The following is a 16,718-nucleotide window of genomic DNA, read 5'->3' as shown; positions in this document are numbered from 1 at the left end:
AGCCCTTATCCTTTAGGAAGCGGCTCTGCCGCTTTATCCGTTGATACATTCACTAATGGCTAACGGCTGACGGCTAATGGCTTAAAACACGATCTTCTTTGTGCTTGTCCGCAAAGAAAATCATGTTTTAATTATGCCATATTTCAGAGAAAATTTCAAGAGTCTTACACTATTTTTTTCCCTTATTTGATTTGTACTTCCAATTATAGTTATAATTCATAAAATAATCATCTTTGCCTATTGAATTTAATAACAATTTGTGGTATAATATTAAAGGAATGTAAGTTAAGGAGTATCATTATGACAGCTAAAGAAGAATTTATCTCAATATATAAAGAAAATATTAAACGCGAAGGAGCAGACAAACTTCTCGAATATCTTGAGAAGAGCGATTTTTTTACCGCTCCGAGCAGCACACGCTTCCACGGTTCATACAAAGGCGGTCTCGTTCAGCACAGTGTAAATGTTTACCACTGCCTGAAGGACTACCTCTCACGTCCTCGTACTAAGGAACTCTACGGAATGGATTACTCTGAGGAGACTATCGCTCTCGTTTCTCTCCTGCACGATGTCTGCAAAATAGACTTCTATACCGTAGAAATGCGCAATAAGAAGAACGATGAGACCGGACAGTGGGAAAAAGTACCTTATTACTCGATAAATGATGCTCTGCCATACGGGCACGGCGAAAAGTCCGTTTACATACTCTCGGGATTTTTCTACGGTGAGAACCGTCTGTCCCGTGAAGAAGCTTTCGCTATCAGATATCACATGGGTTTTTCATATGGTGGAACTGAGGAAAGAGGTTCTATCGGCAGGGCACTGGAAATGTACCCGCTCGCTCTGGCACTGAACGTTGCCGATATGGAAGCTTCCTACTATCTTGAAGGCTCAAATAAGTGAATGTAAGGAGTTTTTTATTATGAACTGGTATGATAACGCCATAATCTATCACATTTATCCGCTCGGCTTCTGCGGTGCGCCAAAGTTCAACGATGGCAGTGAAGATGTTATTTACCGTCTTGACAAGGTACTTGAATGGATACCTCATCTGAAGGAAATGAACGTTGACGCTGTTTATTTCGGACCTGTTTTCGAGTCCGTTGAACACGGCTACGACACCATCGACTATAAAAAGATAGACAGGCGACTTGGTGATAACAATTCTTTCCGCTATATCTGTGACAGACTTCATGAGAATGGAATAAGAGTTATACTCGACGGAGTTTTCAACCACGTAGGAAGAAAATTCCCGCAGTTCGTCGATGTTCAGAAAAACGGACAGTCCTCGCAGTACTGCGGCTGGTTCCAGAATCTCAATTTCGGCGGCCCGAGCCCCTGCGGAGATCCCTTCTGGTATGAGGGCTGGAACGGTCACTATAATCTCGTTAAGCTCAACCTCCGCAATGTGGGAGTTTGCGATCATCTCATTGATGCTATAAATTACTGGATCGAATCCTTCGATATTGACGGAATACGCTTTGATGCTGCCGACTGCATCGACTTCGATTTCTTCAAGAGGATAAGAAGCTTTTGCAAGGGCAAAAAGCCTGACTTCTGGCTCATGGGCGAGATTATCCACGGCGACTACAACCGCTGGGCTAATCCCGAGATGCTGGACAGCGTTACTAACTACGAATGCTATAAGGGTCTGTGGTCCTCACACAATGACAAGAACTACTTTGAAATAGATTACTCCATCAACCGCCAGTCCGGTGCTAACGGAGGCATCTACCGCAATATAGCTCTTTATAACTTTGTGGACAACCACGATGTAAACCGTCTTGCAACTACTCTCCACAATAATGCTCACCTGCCGCTGGTATACACCTTGATGTACACTATGCCAGGTATCCCTTCAATTTACTACGGAAGCGAATTCGGCATCGAGGGCAGGAAGGAAAACAACTCCGACGACAATCTGCGTCCGTGTCTTCACCTGAATGATCTTCTCGATCACGGCAACCTCTCGCTTTACAAGCACATCGTAAAGCTCGGTCGGATATACCGCGCTTATCCAGCTCTCAGAACAGGCACCTACGAGCGCATAGTTATAACTAATCAGCAGATACTGTTCAAGAAAACTCTCGGCGAACAGACTGTTTATGTTGCTCTCAATCTGGGTGATTATGAATACGATCTCAACTTCAGAACACACCTCTCAGGTCTGGTCGATGTATTCACTGCTTCTCCGATACCTGTGGAAAACGGAAATGTTCATATCCGCATGACTCCGTATGCCGCAATGATAATCGTTGCGGACGATATCGTCAATACAGAGCCCGAAGCAAAGGAAATTGAAGCCGACAAGGAGACAGAGATAGAAGTCGGTGCTAAATACCGCCACTTCAAGGGCAATGAGTACGAGCTCCTCGCAGTTGCTCGTCACAGCGAAACTATGGAAGAACTTGTTGTATACAAGTCATTGAAGGACGGTGAAGTATGGGCTCGGCCGAAGTCCATGTTCGTAGGAAGAGCTGGTGAAGCCAGGCGATTTACAAAGCTTGACTGAACAGATCGAAAAACCGGAAAACAATAAATAATAATTCAGCGCCGATACATTTATCGGCGCTTCTTTATCTGAGTTCTTTTTTCATCACATCATAGCACAGGAAGTCCCCGTTGTCAGTGGCTATACTGTTATATTCAACAAAACTGTAGCCTTTTCCGAGGTATATGGACTTTGCAGAAAATGATGCGTCTATCTCGATATGATCATAGTTATTTGCTATAAGCTCCTCCGCAAAGCGTATAAGCTCGCCGCCGTATCCCCTGCCCTGACACTCGGGCAGTACAAACAGCCGTGTGATATGATTTTTGTCAACTGTGACAGTTCCGCAGGCTGCGTCATTTTCATCTTTAAGCAGATAAACACTGCCGCCGTTTATATCACGCAGTATATTCTCATCAGAGTGATGCTTCAGGAAGAAATCAACTGCTCCTTTCGGGTAGTAATGCGGATATATTTCTTTTATTGTGCAATGAGTGATACTTTTTACCGCTTCAAACTCGTCTGCACCTATCTTACAGATCTTCATTGGTATACTCTCCCTCCCGTAAAAGAAAACGGTCACTGCGGACCGTTTTCGGTTTACTTCTTTTTTAGCACAGCTATTGCAACATGATGCAGGATCTCAAACTCCTCGGGAGCTGTGAGTATAAGCAGAGCACGATGCTCACGTTCCCATGCAGCGATCTCCGAATCAGACAGTGATGCTCCGATACCTCTGCACGACTTCATTCTGCCGTTCCAGCTTTCTCTTGTAAACGGCAGTTTTATATCAAAGCCAACACGCTCTTCAATGTCAAAATATTCAAGTACCTCATTGGAAATATACACTGGCTGACGCGTCCAGCCTGCTCCCGTCCATTCAGGGCTGTATTCAAGCACAAGCTTCTCACTGAGCCCTGCTATCCTGTCCTCGTCAGGCAGCCAGCCCATTTGTATCACAGCAAGTTTTCCGTCGTCTTTCAGCATATCATGCAGCTTTGGTACAAGCTTATTGTGGTCAAAATACCAGAAACACTGGCAGGCAGTAATTACATCAAATCCGCCCTGTGACATATCAATGTCCTCCACAGGCGAAATAAGGAACGTTATATCCATGTTATTGTTTTTGGCAAGGAGCCTTGCCTGTGCGATCTGTTTTTCCGAGATATCAACACCTGTCCATTCAGCTCCGTACCTGTACATATTCCGCGGGATAACACCTGTGCCCGTACCAAGGTCGAGTACCCTCTGACCCTTCACTCCGATACCGAGCTTAATGAGCTGTTCATACATCTCTCGCGGGTAAATGTCGCGGTATTTCGCATAAACAGCCGATGTTCTACCCCAATCGAAGGCTTTTCCGCCGTCAATATCATTCCTTGCGATCTCCATTATTTAATCACCTCTTTGATTTTGAAATACATCACATCAATGCCGCTCTCAAAGCGGCTCCCCATCTCCGTAATTTCTATTTAACTTACGGATTCAACAACTTATAATTTATCATATCAGTTTTGAGTTGTTTTGTCAATGGATAATTAAAAGTTTTCGTTTTATTAACAAATCTTTACGCGTAAACAGAAAAAGCCCGTGAGAGCTTATATCACTCTCACGGGCTTGTATTATTTCTATGCAATTTTCAAGTGAGATCAATCTGCATTTGGATCAAGACTGCTTACTTTACCGAGGAGGAACTCCTGTATACGGAGAGCATCGTTTGCTGTGATGCCCTTAATGCTTGTGTCAACGTCCGCATTGTATGATCCCTGAGCCTTGATGCAGTTCTCGTCTGTTCCGTTTAAGCCGTATCTGTTAGGATTTGCAAGACTCTGCATGATGATAACAACGTCTGCCATGTCAACTCCGCCGTCGCAGTTTGCGTCTCCCCACAAAGTTACTGTAGGCTCGCTTGGAGCAGTTGTAACTGTTGTAGTTGTCGTAGCAGAAGTGGTAGTGGTGGTTGTAGTAGTTGTTGTTGTAGTTGTTGTGGTGGTAGTCGTTGTTGTCGTTGTAGTTGTTACAACCTCGGGAGCTTTCAGGAATACTGTGTAGTTGATAACATTTCCCGTCATTCCGTTTGTGCCGAGAACTACCTTCTGTCCTGCTTCAAATTCCTTCTTGTATGCCACAAAATCAACGTCATTGCTGGACTTAGCAGTAAGCTCTGTTCTTGTGTAGCCGCTGAGCCATGACGGAACAAGTCCTGCTGCTTCTTCTCTTGTGTCAACAAGCACGTATACTTCAGCCTTGTCAGCTGTTGTGAACTCAGCAAGATCACTGTCTGTATTCTTTGAGTTGCAGGCAGTCATAATGTACTCGCAGTTCTGAAGCTCTGACGCAAGCTCTGTGTATGTGAAGTCTCTGTCGCCGTAGATAGCTCCGCCGACAGTGTTGGACTCTTTAAGGCTCCATGCGCCTGAATTTGCACTGTCCTTAACGAGGAAGTTCTTGACCAGCTTGCCGTTCACAGGCTCTGGAGATGTATTGTTCAGCTTAACGTTAGGTCTTGCAGGAAGCTCCGCCTCTGTGCCGAGATAGAAGCTTGTGTGCGGAGGCTGATTGTAAGCGGACTGCTGACAGCCGCACTGCATACGGTACTGCATATCGTGCATGAGAGTTGTTATGCGGTACTTGGTCTCGGTATTTGTACACCATACGCGGAGCTTTGTGTTGTCCTCAGTTCTGAGAACGAGCTCCTCACGCCAGTCGCCAAAGAGATCAGCTGTAAGACAAGGAACTGCCTTTGTTCCGTTATTTGAAGCACAGCCTGTTGCTGTGAAAATTGTCGGATAATTGTTTATTGCCGCACCGTCTGTAATATAGATGTTGTCAAGAAGCTCACGCTCCAGATCGCCGTCCCAGTAGATAAGGAAGTTTGTAGCAGGCCATTTATTGCCTATTTGCTTACCTGAAACGTCGAATACCGCGTTAGCAGGTCTTGAGCCCCAGAATTCAGCACCGCTGTTGCCTGCAACGATATTGTCAGCACAGCATCGACCTGTGTCCTTGTCACCGTCGTAGTGCCAGATGATACTTCCGTTCTTACCGTCAACAAGAGAGATACCGTATTTTCCGTCCTCATGGCAGATAAAGACCTCTATACCCTCTCGGTTTGGATCAAGGTCTCCAATGTGCATAGCATCTCCGTGCATCTGTTTTGTAGACCAGAGAAGTTTTCCGTTATCGTCGAAGCAGCTTGCGCCCATGCACACTTCCTGTCTGCCGTCATTATCGAAGTCCGCAACCATTACGTTGTGGTTTCCACAGCCGTAAGCGGGGTCGTTCTTGTTAAAGCCCGTATCATATATCCACTTCTTTACAAGCTTGCCGTCCTTAACGTCAACAGCGGAAAGTGTGAGTCTTGTATAATATCCTCTGCCGTAGACAACAGAAGGATGAACTCCGTCAAGATAAGCTATAGCGCAGTTGTAGCGCTCACAGCGGTTTCCGTAGTTGTCGCCCCATGTCTTCTTGGCATTTGCGCTTGTTGCATCGCCTCTGAGAACAGGAAATTCAATAGTATCAAGAGCTGCACCTGTTGCACCCTCGAAGAGAGTCATATACTCAGGACCTTTGAGAACAGTTCCGCCGCCGTCAACATAGTTTGCATTGCCGTCGCCTATGACTTTTCCCTTGCCGTCAACAGTTCCGTCGCAGGTCTTTGTTACAAGCTCAGCCTTGCCGTCGCAGTCGAAGTCCGCAACTGCCATTTGTGTATAGTGCTGTCCTGCACGGATATTTCTGCCTAAGTCGATACGCCAGAGCTTCTTGCCGTAAAGGGTATAGCAGTCTATGTAGACATTTCCTGTGAAGAACTCCGCGCCTGCCTTTGAGTTATCCTGCGAGTTGGAAGGATCCCATTTTACGAATATCTCATACTGTCCATCGCCGTCAACGTCGCCTGCGCAGCAGTCGTTAGGAGAGTATGTGTAAGAAATGCCGTTGATGCTGCCGCCCTTAGGAACATCAAGCGGTATATCAAAGTAGTTCGTACCCGATGTGAAGCGGCAGTCCTCAGAGCCTACAACATTGCCGTTCACGATAGTGTCAACGCGGTACTTTGAGCTTGAATTGCCGCTTGCATCCCAGTAATTGGTAGCCTCGCCCGCCTTGCTGGTGTAGATGAGCTGGTCGTCGCGGAAGAGCCGGAACTCTGCGTCATCCTTGTCATTGGCATTGAATCGCCAGCTGACAAACATACCGTTTCCCGACTTGATAGCGTAAACGCCGCGGTCAAGGTACTCCATGATAGCCGAGCTGTTGCCGCCTACTCCGTAAGCAGCATCAGCAGTCAGGTTCATGCCTGCAGTGAGGTTCGATGTAAGGGCAACTGTGAGAGAGGCAGCCGCCGCAGCGATTTTTTTGAATCCTGTTTTCATTAAGATTCCCCCTGTATATTTATTTCACGATTTCGGACATAGTGTCCCTATCCATAGTATTATAACATCTCATTAATAATTCAGCAATGATTTATTGTATCTTTTTCCTACTTTTTTGTGCACATTTGATGCTGATATATAAAATAATGCAGTAAAAGTTAATAAACTATGAAACGATATGTCATATCCTTTTTAGCCGTCAACCATGCAGTGCGTATGTGGGCGACGAAAAATGCTTTTTCGGACGACCAATGTTCGCCCCTGCACATTGTTTTTTATTTACAAAGGGAATAACTGGCGGCGGAACGCCGCTTCTACAAAACAAAAACGGAGCAATTATGCTCCGTTTTATTCAAATATTCGCGTTTGCAGGCTCATTTACCGCAGTAAACCTCTATCGCCCTATTCACGAACTCCGCAGTTCCTGCTCCGCCTGCCTTGTCGATATTCTCCGTGAACTCTCCCCCGCCTGCATACATCTTTCCGAGACCGCTGAGGATCTCATTGGTGCAGTTGTAGAAGTTCTCGCAGAAGAATTTCTGCAATTTCTTCACCTGCTCCTGCACCTCACCGTCTGACGGGTCACGGTCACGCATTGCGCCGAACTGTGTAAAAAGCTCCATTGTCAGCTGTGCAAGCCGCTCATCTTCTTTCTCTGTTCGCCTGCTCGCTTTATCGACATACTCTTTATACTCAGAAGTGTTTTCCCACTGTTCCTTTGCGCGTCTGGTATAGTCTTCAAGCTTGCTCTTGTCAAATACCGAAAAATCATTTCTGCTCTTATTCATAATGTAATTCACTCCTAAAAGTTTTATTCCCCGAGCGAAGGTTATAAGATCATCAAGGTGCTGCCTTTTCAGTTCAAGCAGCTCTATTTGCTGCTCCAGCGCCTTTTCTCTGTCAAAGTCAGGACTGTTTATGATACCGACAATGTCTTTCAGCGGGAATTCAAGCTCCCGAAAAAGCATTATCTGCTGAAGCTTTTCAAGGTCTGTATCGTCATACAGTCTGTAGCCTGCATCGGTGTGCTCCGAAGGCTTCAGAAGCCCTATGCTGTCGTAGTATCTGAGAGTGCGTATACTCACTCCCGTAAGTTCACTGACCTGTTTTACTGTCATCATATGTAACCCTCCTCTCGTGTGATATCAGTATAGACCATGACGCTGCGTAAGGGTCAAGTGCCATTCTTCATCTTTGTATGACTGCACAAAAATGACTTACGCAAAATGTAGGAACTGCACAAGGATATTAGAAAAACGCACTCCGCATATGCGAAGTGCGTTGATGCTTTATTTATAGTATGCCTATAATCAGCCGTTTAAATAGTCCATATAGAGCTTTACATTGTCTTCACGGAGCTTCCAAGCATATCTGCCTACATATGGTACATACTTCTGGAAAATGTACTTCTGTCCAGCCTTATATGCAAAGATCTGTGCACCGTTGAGGTATGTAAGGGTTGATGCACCCTTGAATGCACCTGTACCGAAAGCACTGTCAATAGTTGCCATACTGGAATACTCGATATTGTAAAGGCTTGTGCAGCCGTCGAATGCCTCGCGGGAAATAGACCAGTCGCCGTAGAGCTTTACTGTAGAAAGGCTGTGGCAGTTCTGAAATGCCTTGATACCGATGAAGTGGTCTCCTGTAGCAAAGCTTGAATAGTTCTGGAATGACTTGATACCGCTGTTCTTGAAAGCGCCTTCATCAATGTAGTGGAGGTTTGTGAAACCTGTTACAGACTCAAGGTTTGAGCAGTTCTCGAAAGCATACGTACCGATGCGGTTAAGAGCCTCAGGAACAACTACTGACTTGAGTGAGCAGCAGTTTCTGAATGCATCAGCAGGTACCTCGCCGATGCCTCTTGGGATATATACATTCTTGATAGTATTATTGTTCTCGAATGCGCCGATATTCTGTCCGTTTCTTGTATTTCTGCCGATAGCAACAACAGTGTGGTTTGCGATAGACACAGGGATATGTACAGTTGTGCTTGTACCCTTATAGCCTGTTACCTTGCATCTGCATCCATCAATAACTTCGTAATACCAGTCGCCTGAAACAGCTGCATCAGCAGTAAGTGTGTTTGTTGGTAAAATGTTCTTGACAAAGCTTGTGTCAGCAGCAGCTGTAGCAGCTGTCAACATAGTTAATGCCATAACAGATGATATGATCTTTTTTGATTTAATAGTAAATTTCATTATAATAATTCTCATCATAGTGTTTCTGTTGCGACATCATTAGTTTAGCACATCTGCTGTAATATGTCAAGTATTTTTCCTGCCGATAAACATTTTTGTCAAAAAACACAAATAGCAGTGCCTTTTTCAAGGCACTGCTCGTCATTCTTTTAACAGTAACACGCATTTTTATTTCTCAATTGGTATCCATATCTGACTCTTGTAATCCGCTGAAGTCATATCACCTACGGGGTAAGCTTCGATATCGAATTCATAAGTCGGTTTATAGCCTGATGTGGGGAAGAAATCCGAGCATATCTCATGCCAGAGCTGCTGTATAGCGTCGGGCATAGGACCTGTACACTCGGATACCACCCATTTTCTTGCAGGGATAGTGTTCACGCGATATCCCTCGGGTGCAACTGTATCAGTATCGCATTTCACTGCGATGCTGTAATCAAAATGCTCAACATCTTTATGACCGCTGCCGTAGCATATACCGAAAACATAGCTGTTGTCTGATGCGTTTTTCAGCAATGTCTCAATGATGCCTTCCTTGTATGCTCTGCCCCAGAATTCGGGAATAGTGTTAAGGTTCTGCTTATACGCTACCGTATGCTGCTCTACCTTTTCCAGAACTGTAAATGCTTCTTTTTCGATGATCTTGTAATCCATAGTATTACCGCCTTTCAGAATAAGTTGTACCCTGAGAGGAGAAAACGACCTGAGCACTGCTTTTTTCTGCCTTGCCTCAGACGGTGTGACACCGTGAAATGCTGTAAAAGCGCGTGTGAAGCTATCAGGCGAATTGTAGCCGTACTTCATTGCTGTATCTATGACCTTTTGCCCTGACGATGCAAGTTCGCAGCCTGCAAGCGACAGCCGCCTGCATCGGATATATTCCCCGAGAGTCATACCGCAGAGCGCTCCGAAGATACGCTGAAAATAGAACCCCGAGCAAGCCGCGCGCGCAGCAATATCATCATATCTCAGCTCCTCGGTTATATTCTCCTCGATGTAGTCGATAGCGTTCTGTATGCTCTCAGCCCAGTTCATAGTCATTCCTCCTCTTGGTGTGATCTTATTCTACCATACAGCGGCATTGTTTTCCCGACTTTTTATGCTTTCTCATGTCAGGTGCGTTTCCTGACAGGGTGGCGTATGACAGTTTTCAGCTTTTCGGGAGCAGTCCTGCGCGGGTCGGACAGGTATATCTCGTGATGGGGACGCTCATCTGTTATATCTGTATCAAAGCCCATTTCCTGCGCATATCCGTCTATAAGCTCAACTGTTGCCGGCTCATCGTCATAGGAGCCGATATGCATACACTGAACGCACAGACCTTCCTCATATGTCAGGTACTCAGCCTTCGAGCAGTCAAGCTTTTTCTTTGCCGAAGCCTGCTCAACAGCCCAGTCAAAGTCAGCTTTCGTGACAAATTCAGGAAGCCTTATCACTGCCGTCCATTTGAGATCGCTCTTGCGGCTGTAGTCTATCCCGACTGTGCCTTCCTGCTTCCAGAAGCCCTCCAGCGGCGGAACAACGTAGTCAAACCAGCCTTCAATGCGGTGATCGGTCTTTTTGCTCATTTTTAATGTGTAGGAAATACCGTACAATACCTCGATAGCCTTTTTATATTCGCCGTCCTCCTCATTGGGGTCGCCGCTTCCGCGGACTGCAACGAACACCATTGGCGGGACTGTCACTATTTCAGGCTTGCTTTTCGGCAGGTAGAATTCCTTGTACTCTTTTTTGTAATCGAATGCCATTACGCTGCTCCTTTCAGGATATATTATCTCATTAAGTATAACATACTGCCGATTCTGTGTCAAACAAATGAAACTTCTCGGAAGCGATTGACCTTTCGGCACTTTAATGTTATAATGTTAGATATCACATATCCGTTAGTGAGGAAATGAATATATGAACACTCAGAACGATGTAATTCATAATATAATGGAACTCTCCGAGACAGAAATGACAGAAACAGAGTTCCTTCGCTCCGTCGAAAACAATATGATCCCCATGCAGCAGTTTTTCACGTACTACAAGTGCGCTATAATGGAGATCGAGACTAAATTCCGCGTACTCAATGAGCAGTTCTCAATAAACGGCGAGAGCAACCCCATTGAGTTCATACAGTCAAGAATAAAAAGCTACGGAAGTATATTCCGCAAGATCATAACAAAGCATATCCCGCGAAATGTGGAAGCTATCGAAAAGAATATAAGCGACATCGCAGGTATCCGCGTTGTATGCTCATTCGTGCAGGACATCTATCGTCTTGCCGACTGCTTTCTGAAGCAGGACGACATCTTCCTCATCGAGAAAAAGGACTATATCAAAGATCCCAAGCCCAACGGCTACAGAAGCCTGCATCTTATTGTAGAAGTCCCTATTTTCCTAGAAAACGAAAAAAGGCTCGTGAAGGCAGAGGTACAGCTGAGAACTATTGCCATGGACTTCTGGGCAAGCCTCGAACATAAGCTCCGCTACAAAAAAGACCTCCCCCCGTATAAGCTTGATCTGCTTACAGATGATCTGAAAAAATGTGCGGATCAAAGCGCTGAATGGGACAGCCGTATGCAGGATATCAAAAATATAATAGAAAGTGACTGACCGCAGGACCACTCTCATGATATGAGAGTGGTCCTTTTTGGTAAAAAAGCGCACAGAATTTACTGATTCATATAAAATTTTCACTATATTTAAAAATATTGTTGCAATCGCACGATTAATATGTTATATTATACATATAAGATGACGATTAACGAACGATTATTATAAACAAAGTACAATAACCAGCATTAATTGTCAAAGCAAAAATATTAGGGGAATAATAAAAAAAGGAGGAATACTTATGAAACGATTTGTTTCAACAGCTATTGCCGTTATGACAGCAGCTATGTCCATGGGAACGACTATCCCCAACACTGCCAAAGTTGCCGCCGCTCAGTTTACAGGCAATGAGTGGACAGGCAAAAACGGTGCGGAGGACGTTTTTGCGGTAAACCGCGAAGCCGCTTCCTGCAACCCTGTACCATTCCACAGCACCGAGGCAGCTGTGAATGCTGTATGGGACTACAATGCACGTTCGGATTCCGAATATCTCCAGATGCTGACAGGAAAAGACGAAAACTGGGATCTGGTAGTTGTTCAGAACTCCACCGATGCTCAGTCACACATCAATGCAGGCTGCTTCAAGACCGATTTTCAGCCCTCTGCCGATCATGGCTGGAAAACCGTTCAGCTCCCAAAGAGCTGGACTGCTCAGGGATTCGATCACTCGATCTATACCAACATCAATCAGCCGTGGCAGTCAAAGTACGACAGCTACGTACCTGCTCCGCAGGCTCCCACAAACTATAACCCCGTAGGTCTTTACCGCAAGAAATTCACTGTCGACAGTACCATGCGTCAGTCAGGCAGACGTGTATACATAGAGTTCGACGGCGTTGAATCAGCTTACTACGTCTATGTCAACGGCTCAGCAGTGGGCTACAGCGAGGACACATTCAGCCCTCACCGCTTCGACATTACCGACCTTCTCAAAGACGGTGAGAATACACTCGCCGTTGAAGTCCACAAGTTCTGCGACGGAACATGGTTCGAGGATCAGGATATGATCTATGACGGCGGTATCTTCCGCGATGTTTTCCTCGTAAGTGCTCCCGAAATGCAGATAAGAGACTATAAAGTAACGACAGACCTCGATGACAGTTACACCAATGCCGCTCTCCAGATCGATCTTGATATCCGCAACCTCTCAGGTAATGTGAGAAACGGCTGGAGCGTCGCTGCTGAAGCTTACGACGAAGCAGGTAATAATATCCTCAGCGGCGCTTCCGTAAAGCTCAGCGAACTCTCGGCGGGCAAAAACGGCGAGTTCACCATCAAGACTAACGTAAAATCACCAAAGCTATGGTCGGCTGAAACACCTAATATATATGCTCTCGTTCTCAAACTCCTCGATGACAAGGGCAACGAGCAGGAGATCCTCTCATCTCAGCTCGGATTCCGCGAGATAGGTTTCACACGTACAGCTGTTGACAACTCTTACAGAGTTACCACAAGCAGCTGGCAGCCTATCACTATCAACGGCAAGCGCCTCCTCCTCAAAGGCGTTAACCGTCACGACACCGACCCGTTCTATGGAAAGGCTGTCCCTCAGGAAACTATCCTCGAAGACATCTCCCTTATGAAGAAAAATAACGTCAACGCGATAAGAACCTCTCATTACAGCAACGACTCGTATCTCTACTGGCTCGCAAACAAGTACGGTATGTACGTTATGGGCGAGACAAATATGGAGTGCCATGCGCTTCAGGACGGTAAAAACAATAACACAAAGGCACTGTTCTACGAACTCGCTATGGACAGAACAGAAACTGCCTTCAAGCGCCTGAAAAACAATCCTTCCATTATCGCATGGTCGATAGGCAACGAAATGGGCTATACCGGAACACCGACCGATGCAGGCGGTATGTTCCGCGATATGATATGGTACTTCAAGAACAATGACTCCACCCGTCCTGTACACAGTGAAGGTCAGGGCAGCGGCATGGGCGTTGATATGGGAAGCAATATGTATCCCGGCTCCAACGCTATCGGAAGTAACGCAGGCAAGGGAAAGATACCTTATGTAATGTGCGAATACGATCACGCTATGGGCAATTCTGTCGGCGCTCTCAAGGAATACTGGGACGTTATCCGCAGAGGCGAGAATATGCTGGGCGGCTTCATCTGGGACTGGGTCGACCAGTCAAGAGCTGTTGCTGTTCCTAACGGCGGCTGGGATTACTACTCAGAATCATACGCAAAACAAAACCTTTACAAAGATGAAGCAAAGGGCAAATATTACGGCTACGGCGGCGACTGGGGCGATTACCCCAATGATAACAGCTTCTGCGAGAACGGTCTTATCAAACCTGACAGAACTCCGCAGCCCGAGCTTGCCGAAGTAAAATACCAGTACCAGAGCTTCTGGTTCTCCGCTGATTCTGCTCAGCTCAACGATCAGCTTGTAAGCGTATACAACGAAAACAATTTCGTCGATCTCAGCAGCTACAACCTGTCATGGAAGCTTCTGAAAAACGGTATCGAAATTGACGGCGGAACCATCACTGATGCTTCATGCGCTCCCCTCTCAAAGAATACAGTCAAGGTACCGTTCAAGATGCCTAAAAATGCTCTTGCAGGCGATGAATTCTGCCTTGATATGTCTGTTACTACTAAGAAAGGTACAGATGTCCTTCCCGCTGGCTCAGAGATAGCCTACGGACAGATCAAGCTCACTTCAACAGGCAAGGTCGTTAAGTATGATACGGGCAGCAGCAGCGTTACTGTGATCGATACTCCCGATTTCTATGTTCCTACAGGAAGCGGATTCAACTTCTCAATCAGCAAGTCAACAGGTCTTATGAGCTCTTACGCTTACAACGGCGAACTGCTCATCAAGGACGGTCCCGCACCTAATTTCTGGCGCGGCAATGTTGAAAACGATACGGGCTGGGGCTCAAACGGCACATTCGATTCAAAGTGGCGCAAGGCAATGAACGGTTCAAAATGTGACTCCATAGATGTCAAAGAGGGCGAAAGCGGCGATCAGATAGTCATTTCTCACCTCACTCTTCCGAACGCAGGCAATGCAAAGGTCGATATCACATATACCATACACTGTGACGGAAGCGTTAAGGTAGAATTCAACGTTAACGCAGTCGGTGCTGGTCTCGGAAACTTTATCCGTGTAGGCTCACTTATGAAGCTCCCTGATGGAGCAGAACAGCTCAGCTGGTACGGAAACGGCCCGGTCGAGACATTCAACGACCGTAAGACCAACGGCAGATCGGGTGTCTGGGAAAGCACGGTATCCGATATGTTCTATCCTTTCCTGAAATCCGATGACTGCGGAAATCTTACCGATGTCAAGTGGATATCAGTAAGCGACACAAATAAAAAATCAGGTCTCCTCATTGCTTCCGAAGGTACTGTCGAAGCAAGTGCGCTCCACTTTACTCCTGAGGATCTACAGGGAGCAGATCACCCTTACAAGCTCAAACCAAGAAGCGAGACTATCCTCAGTGTTGACTATGGTTCAATGGGAACAGGCAGCGGCACCTGCGGACAGGGTACTCTCGAACAGTATCGCCTGCCGTCAAACCGTCAGTACAACTGGTCGTATACCATAATCCCCGTTGCTTCATCAAGCAGCAGCAAGGACAAGACCGATCTCGCTGCTAAACTCCGCTCAAACGGAACTGTTATCCAGGACAAGAGCAGCAATTCTCTCACGGTTCCTGTAGGTTCTTCTGCTAAGCTCGGCTCTTCTGCTTCTGGCAACTATATTACAGGTTCGGTAAATATCCCTTCATGCAGCAAACTTGAATCCTCTCTTGAAGGAAAGAACTCCTTCACTGTTGAAGCTAACCTTATCCCTACAGGCAGCCAGCAGTTCAATATGTTCATAAGTAAAGGCGACTACGCATTCGGTCTCAGAGCTGAACCTTCAGTTCTCCACTTCTTCATCTATGCAGACGGAGAATGGCGAGGCGCAACAGCTTCGATCGGTTCAGACTGGTTAGGCAAAATGCATCAGGTGGCAGCTGTCTATGACGCTGAGAACAATATGCTCAAGATATATCTTGACGGAAGCTTCGTCGGTGAAAAAGCTACAGGCACAACAGCAGGCGTTGCTCATTCGGATTATCCGCTGACACTTGGAGCTTGCCCCGAAACAGGCAGAAATTCACAGGCTCAGTTCTATGAGATGAGAGTATACAGCAAGGCTCTCACAGCATCAGAGCTTGCATCACAGAATACTGCTTCCGCCGCATACGCTCCCGACAGCAAGTACGTACAGCTCTGGCTCGACTTCGACAACATTGCCGAGGCAGAACCTGAGGAACCTCAGGAGCCAACAATGTACGGCGACGCTAACTGCGATGCCGATGTTGATATGGCTGACGTTGTCATCATCATGCAAAGCCTTGCAAATCCCAATAAGTACGGCATCAACGGCACAGACGAACACCATATCACCGATATAGGACTCCTTAACGGCGATGTTGATACCTCATTAAAGGGAGTAACTGCAAACGACGCTCTCCGCATACAGGAATTCCTTCTCGGCAAAATTAAATCGCTTGATCCGAATTCGTGATCCGATAGCTTTAAATTTCATTGATGAATACTAAGATAAAAGCGTACATGCACTAAACGGGGTACTCATACAGAAACTTTACACAAATTTGTCATGGGAACCTTTCTGAGGAAAGGTTCCCATGACCGCGGTTTGCCCCCTTCCAAAGACTTTTAGCTGATTTTCTATGATAAAGCCCCTTTGTAGTTTAATACAAAGGGCAGTTTATTAACAGGCTTTATCATAAGAAAAAATGAAATAACGTTCTTGAAATATACAGAGAAGATCTTCTTAAAAGGGAGTGCCTCAATATCTCACGTAAAAACTTCTGTATAAGCACCGTGCTTAAACCTGTACACTTTTATATCATTACAGACATAAAATTAAATTTTTTGTTGGTTTGTCAATGATGCGAGACAAATTAAATCAAAAAACTTGACCGTATTCGAGGAAAGCTTTGATGTAATCAGAAGGAGATTTCCAGTTAAGCGGACGCATAGGGAAATTATTGTATTTTCTGCTGTGAACAG

The 16,718-nt window shown here is 45.8% G+C and carries 11 protein-coding genes; 4 read left to right on the top strand and 7 right to left on the bottom strand.

Going from position 1 to position 16,718, the window contains the following annotated elements; genetic code table 11:
• The first annotated feature begins 300 nt into the window (after window positions 1–300).
• Together K6G33_RS07580 and K6G33_RS07575 are read left to right on the top strand one after the other, a co-directional pair.
• Window positions 301–903 carry a hydrolase gene (locus K6G33_RS07580; protein WP_296777934.1) on the top strand — a complete coding sequence of 201 codons (603 nt, stop codon included), beginning with the start codon at window positions 301–303 and terminating at the stop codon, window positions 901–903.
• 19 nt (window positions 904–922) lie between these two features.
• Window positions 923–2,512 (top strand): DUF1653 domain-containing protein, encoded by a 1,590-nt coding sequence (locus K6G33_RS07575; RefSeq protein ID WP_296777932.1) that lies wholly within the window; start codon window positions 923–925, stop codon window positions 2,510–2,512.
• A 64-nt stretch (window positions 2,513–2,576) separates the two neighbouring features.
• On the opposite strand, the gene K6G33_RS07570 is transcribed toward K6G33_RS07575, so the two are convergent.
• From K6G33_RS07570 to K6G33_RS07540, 7 genes are all read right to left on the bottom strand, one after another.
• A complete protein-coding gene (locus tag K6G33_RS07570) occupies window positions 2,577–3,038 on the bottom strand; it encodes a GNAT family N-acetyltransferase (protein ID WP_296777931.1) in 462 nt (153 codons plus the stop codon).
• A gap of 53 nt (window positions 3,039–3,091) precedes the next feature.
• Entirely contained in the window at window positions 3,092–3,883 is a 792-nt protein-coding gene (locus K6G33_RS07565; RefSeq protein WP_296777928.1) for a class I SAM-dependent methyltransferase, read from the bottom strand.
• Window positions 3,884–4,140: 257 nt separating this feature from the next.
• Window positions 4,141–6,870: a cellulose 1,4-beta-cellobiosidase gene (locus K6G33_RS07560; RefSeq protein ID WP_296777926.1), complete on the bottom strand. Its 2,730-nt coding sequence runs from the start codon at window positions 6,868–6,870 to the stop codon at window positions 4,141–4,143.
• Window positions 6,871–7,244: 374 nt separating this feature from the next.
• Window positions 7,245–7,991: a MerR family transcriptional regulator gene (locus tag K6G33_RS07555; protein WP_296777923.1), complete on the bottom strand. Its 747-nt coding sequence runs from the start codon at window positions 7,989–7,991 to the stop codon at window positions 7,245–7,247.
• 189 nt (window positions 7,992–8,180) lie between these two features.
• Complete coding sequence (locus tag K6G33_RS07550; protein WP_296777920.1) at window positions 8,181–9,071, bottom strand: leucine-rich repeat domain-containing protein; 891 nt, start codon at window positions 9,069–9,071, stop codon at window positions 8,181–8,183.
• Between the two features lie 168 nt (window positions 9,072–9,239).
• Window positions 9,240–10,106 carry an AraC family transcriptional regulator gene (locus K6G33_RS07545; protein ID WP_296777919.1) on the bottom strand — a complete coding sequence of 289 codons (867 nt, stop codon included), beginning with the start codon at window positions 10,104–10,106 and terminating at the stop codon, window positions 9,240–9,242.
• A 77-nt stretch (window positions 10,107–10,183) separates the two neighbouring features.
• Window positions 10,184–10,819, bottom strand: coding sequence for a GyrI-like domain-containing protein (locus tag K6G33_RS07540; protein ID WP_296777916.1), 636 nt, complete (start codon window positions 10,817–10,819; stop codon window positions 10,184–10,186).
• Between the two features lie 154 nt (window positions 10,820–10,973).
• Between K6G33_RS07540 and K6G33_RS07535 the strand changes: the two genes are divergently transcribed.
• Together K6G33_RS07535 and K6G33_RS07530 are read left to right on the top strand one after the other, a co-directional pair.
• Entirely contained in the window at window positions 10,974–11,669 is a 696-nt protein-coding gene (locus tag K6G33_RS07535) for a GTP pyrophosphokinase family protein (protein ID WP_173450135.1), read from the top strand.
• 241 nt (window positions 11,670–11,910) lie between these two features.
• Complete coding sequence (locus tag K6G33_RS07530) at window positions 11,911–16,209, top strand: glycoside hydrolase family 2 TIM barrel-domain containing protein (RefSeq protein ID WP_296777914.1); 4,299 nt, start codon at window positions 11,911–11,913, stop codon at window positions 16,207–16,209.
• Window positions 16,210–16,718: the final 509 nt, after the last annotated feature.

Origin of the sequence: Ruminococcus sp. (assembly GCF_024691275.1) — a bacterium.
Lineage (GTDB): Bacteria > Bacillota > Clostridia > Oscillospirales > Ruminococcaceae > Ruminococcus.
The sequence above is the reverse complement of the archived record's forward strand: the minus strand, read 5'-3'. Positions and strand labels throughout refer to the sequence as shown.

Coding starts and splice junctions, on each gene's coding strand:
- K6G33_RS07580 (WP_296777934.1), top strand. CDS start 301: ATGACAGCTAAAGAAGAATTTATCTCAATATATAAAGAAAATATTAAA.
- K6G33_RS07575 (WP_296777932.1), top strand. CDS start 923: ATGAACTGGTATGATAACGCCATAATCTATCACATTTATCCGCTCGGC.
- K6G33_RS07570 (WP_296777931.1), bottom strand. CDS start 3,038: ATGAAGATCTGTAAGATAGGTGCAGACGAGTTTGAAGCGGTAAAAAGT.
- K6G33_RS07565 (WP_296777928.1), bottom strand. CDS start 3,883: ATGGAGATCGCAAGGAATGATATTGACGGCGGAAAAGCCTTCGATTGG.
- K6G33_RS07560 (WP_296777926.1), bottom strand. CDS start 6,870: ATGAAAACAGGATTCAAAAAAATCGCTGCGGCGGCTGCCTCTCTCACA.
- K6G33_RS07555 (WP_296777923.1), bottom strand. CDS start 7,991: ATGATGACAGTAAAACAGGTCAGTGAACTTACGGGAGTGAGTATACGC.
- K6G33_RS07550 (WP_296777920.1), bottom strand. CDS start 9,071: ATGAAATTTACTATTAAATCAAAAAAGATCATATCATCTGTTATGGCA.
- K6G33_RS07545 (WP_296777919.1), bottom strand. CDS start 10,106: ATGAACTGGGCTGAGAGCATACAGAACGCTATCGACTACATCGAGGAG.
- K6G33_RS07540 (WP_296777916.1), bottom strand. CDS start 10,819: ATGGCATTCGATTACAAAAAAGAGTACAAGGAATTCTACCTGCCGAAA.
- K6G33_RS07535 (WP_173450135.1), top strand. CDS start 10,974: ATGAACACTCAGAACGATGTAATTCATAATATAATGGAACTCTCCGAG.
- K6G33_RS07530 (WP_296777914.1), top strand. CDS start 11,911: ATGAAACGATTTGTTTCAACAGCTATTGCCGTTATGACAGCAGCTATG.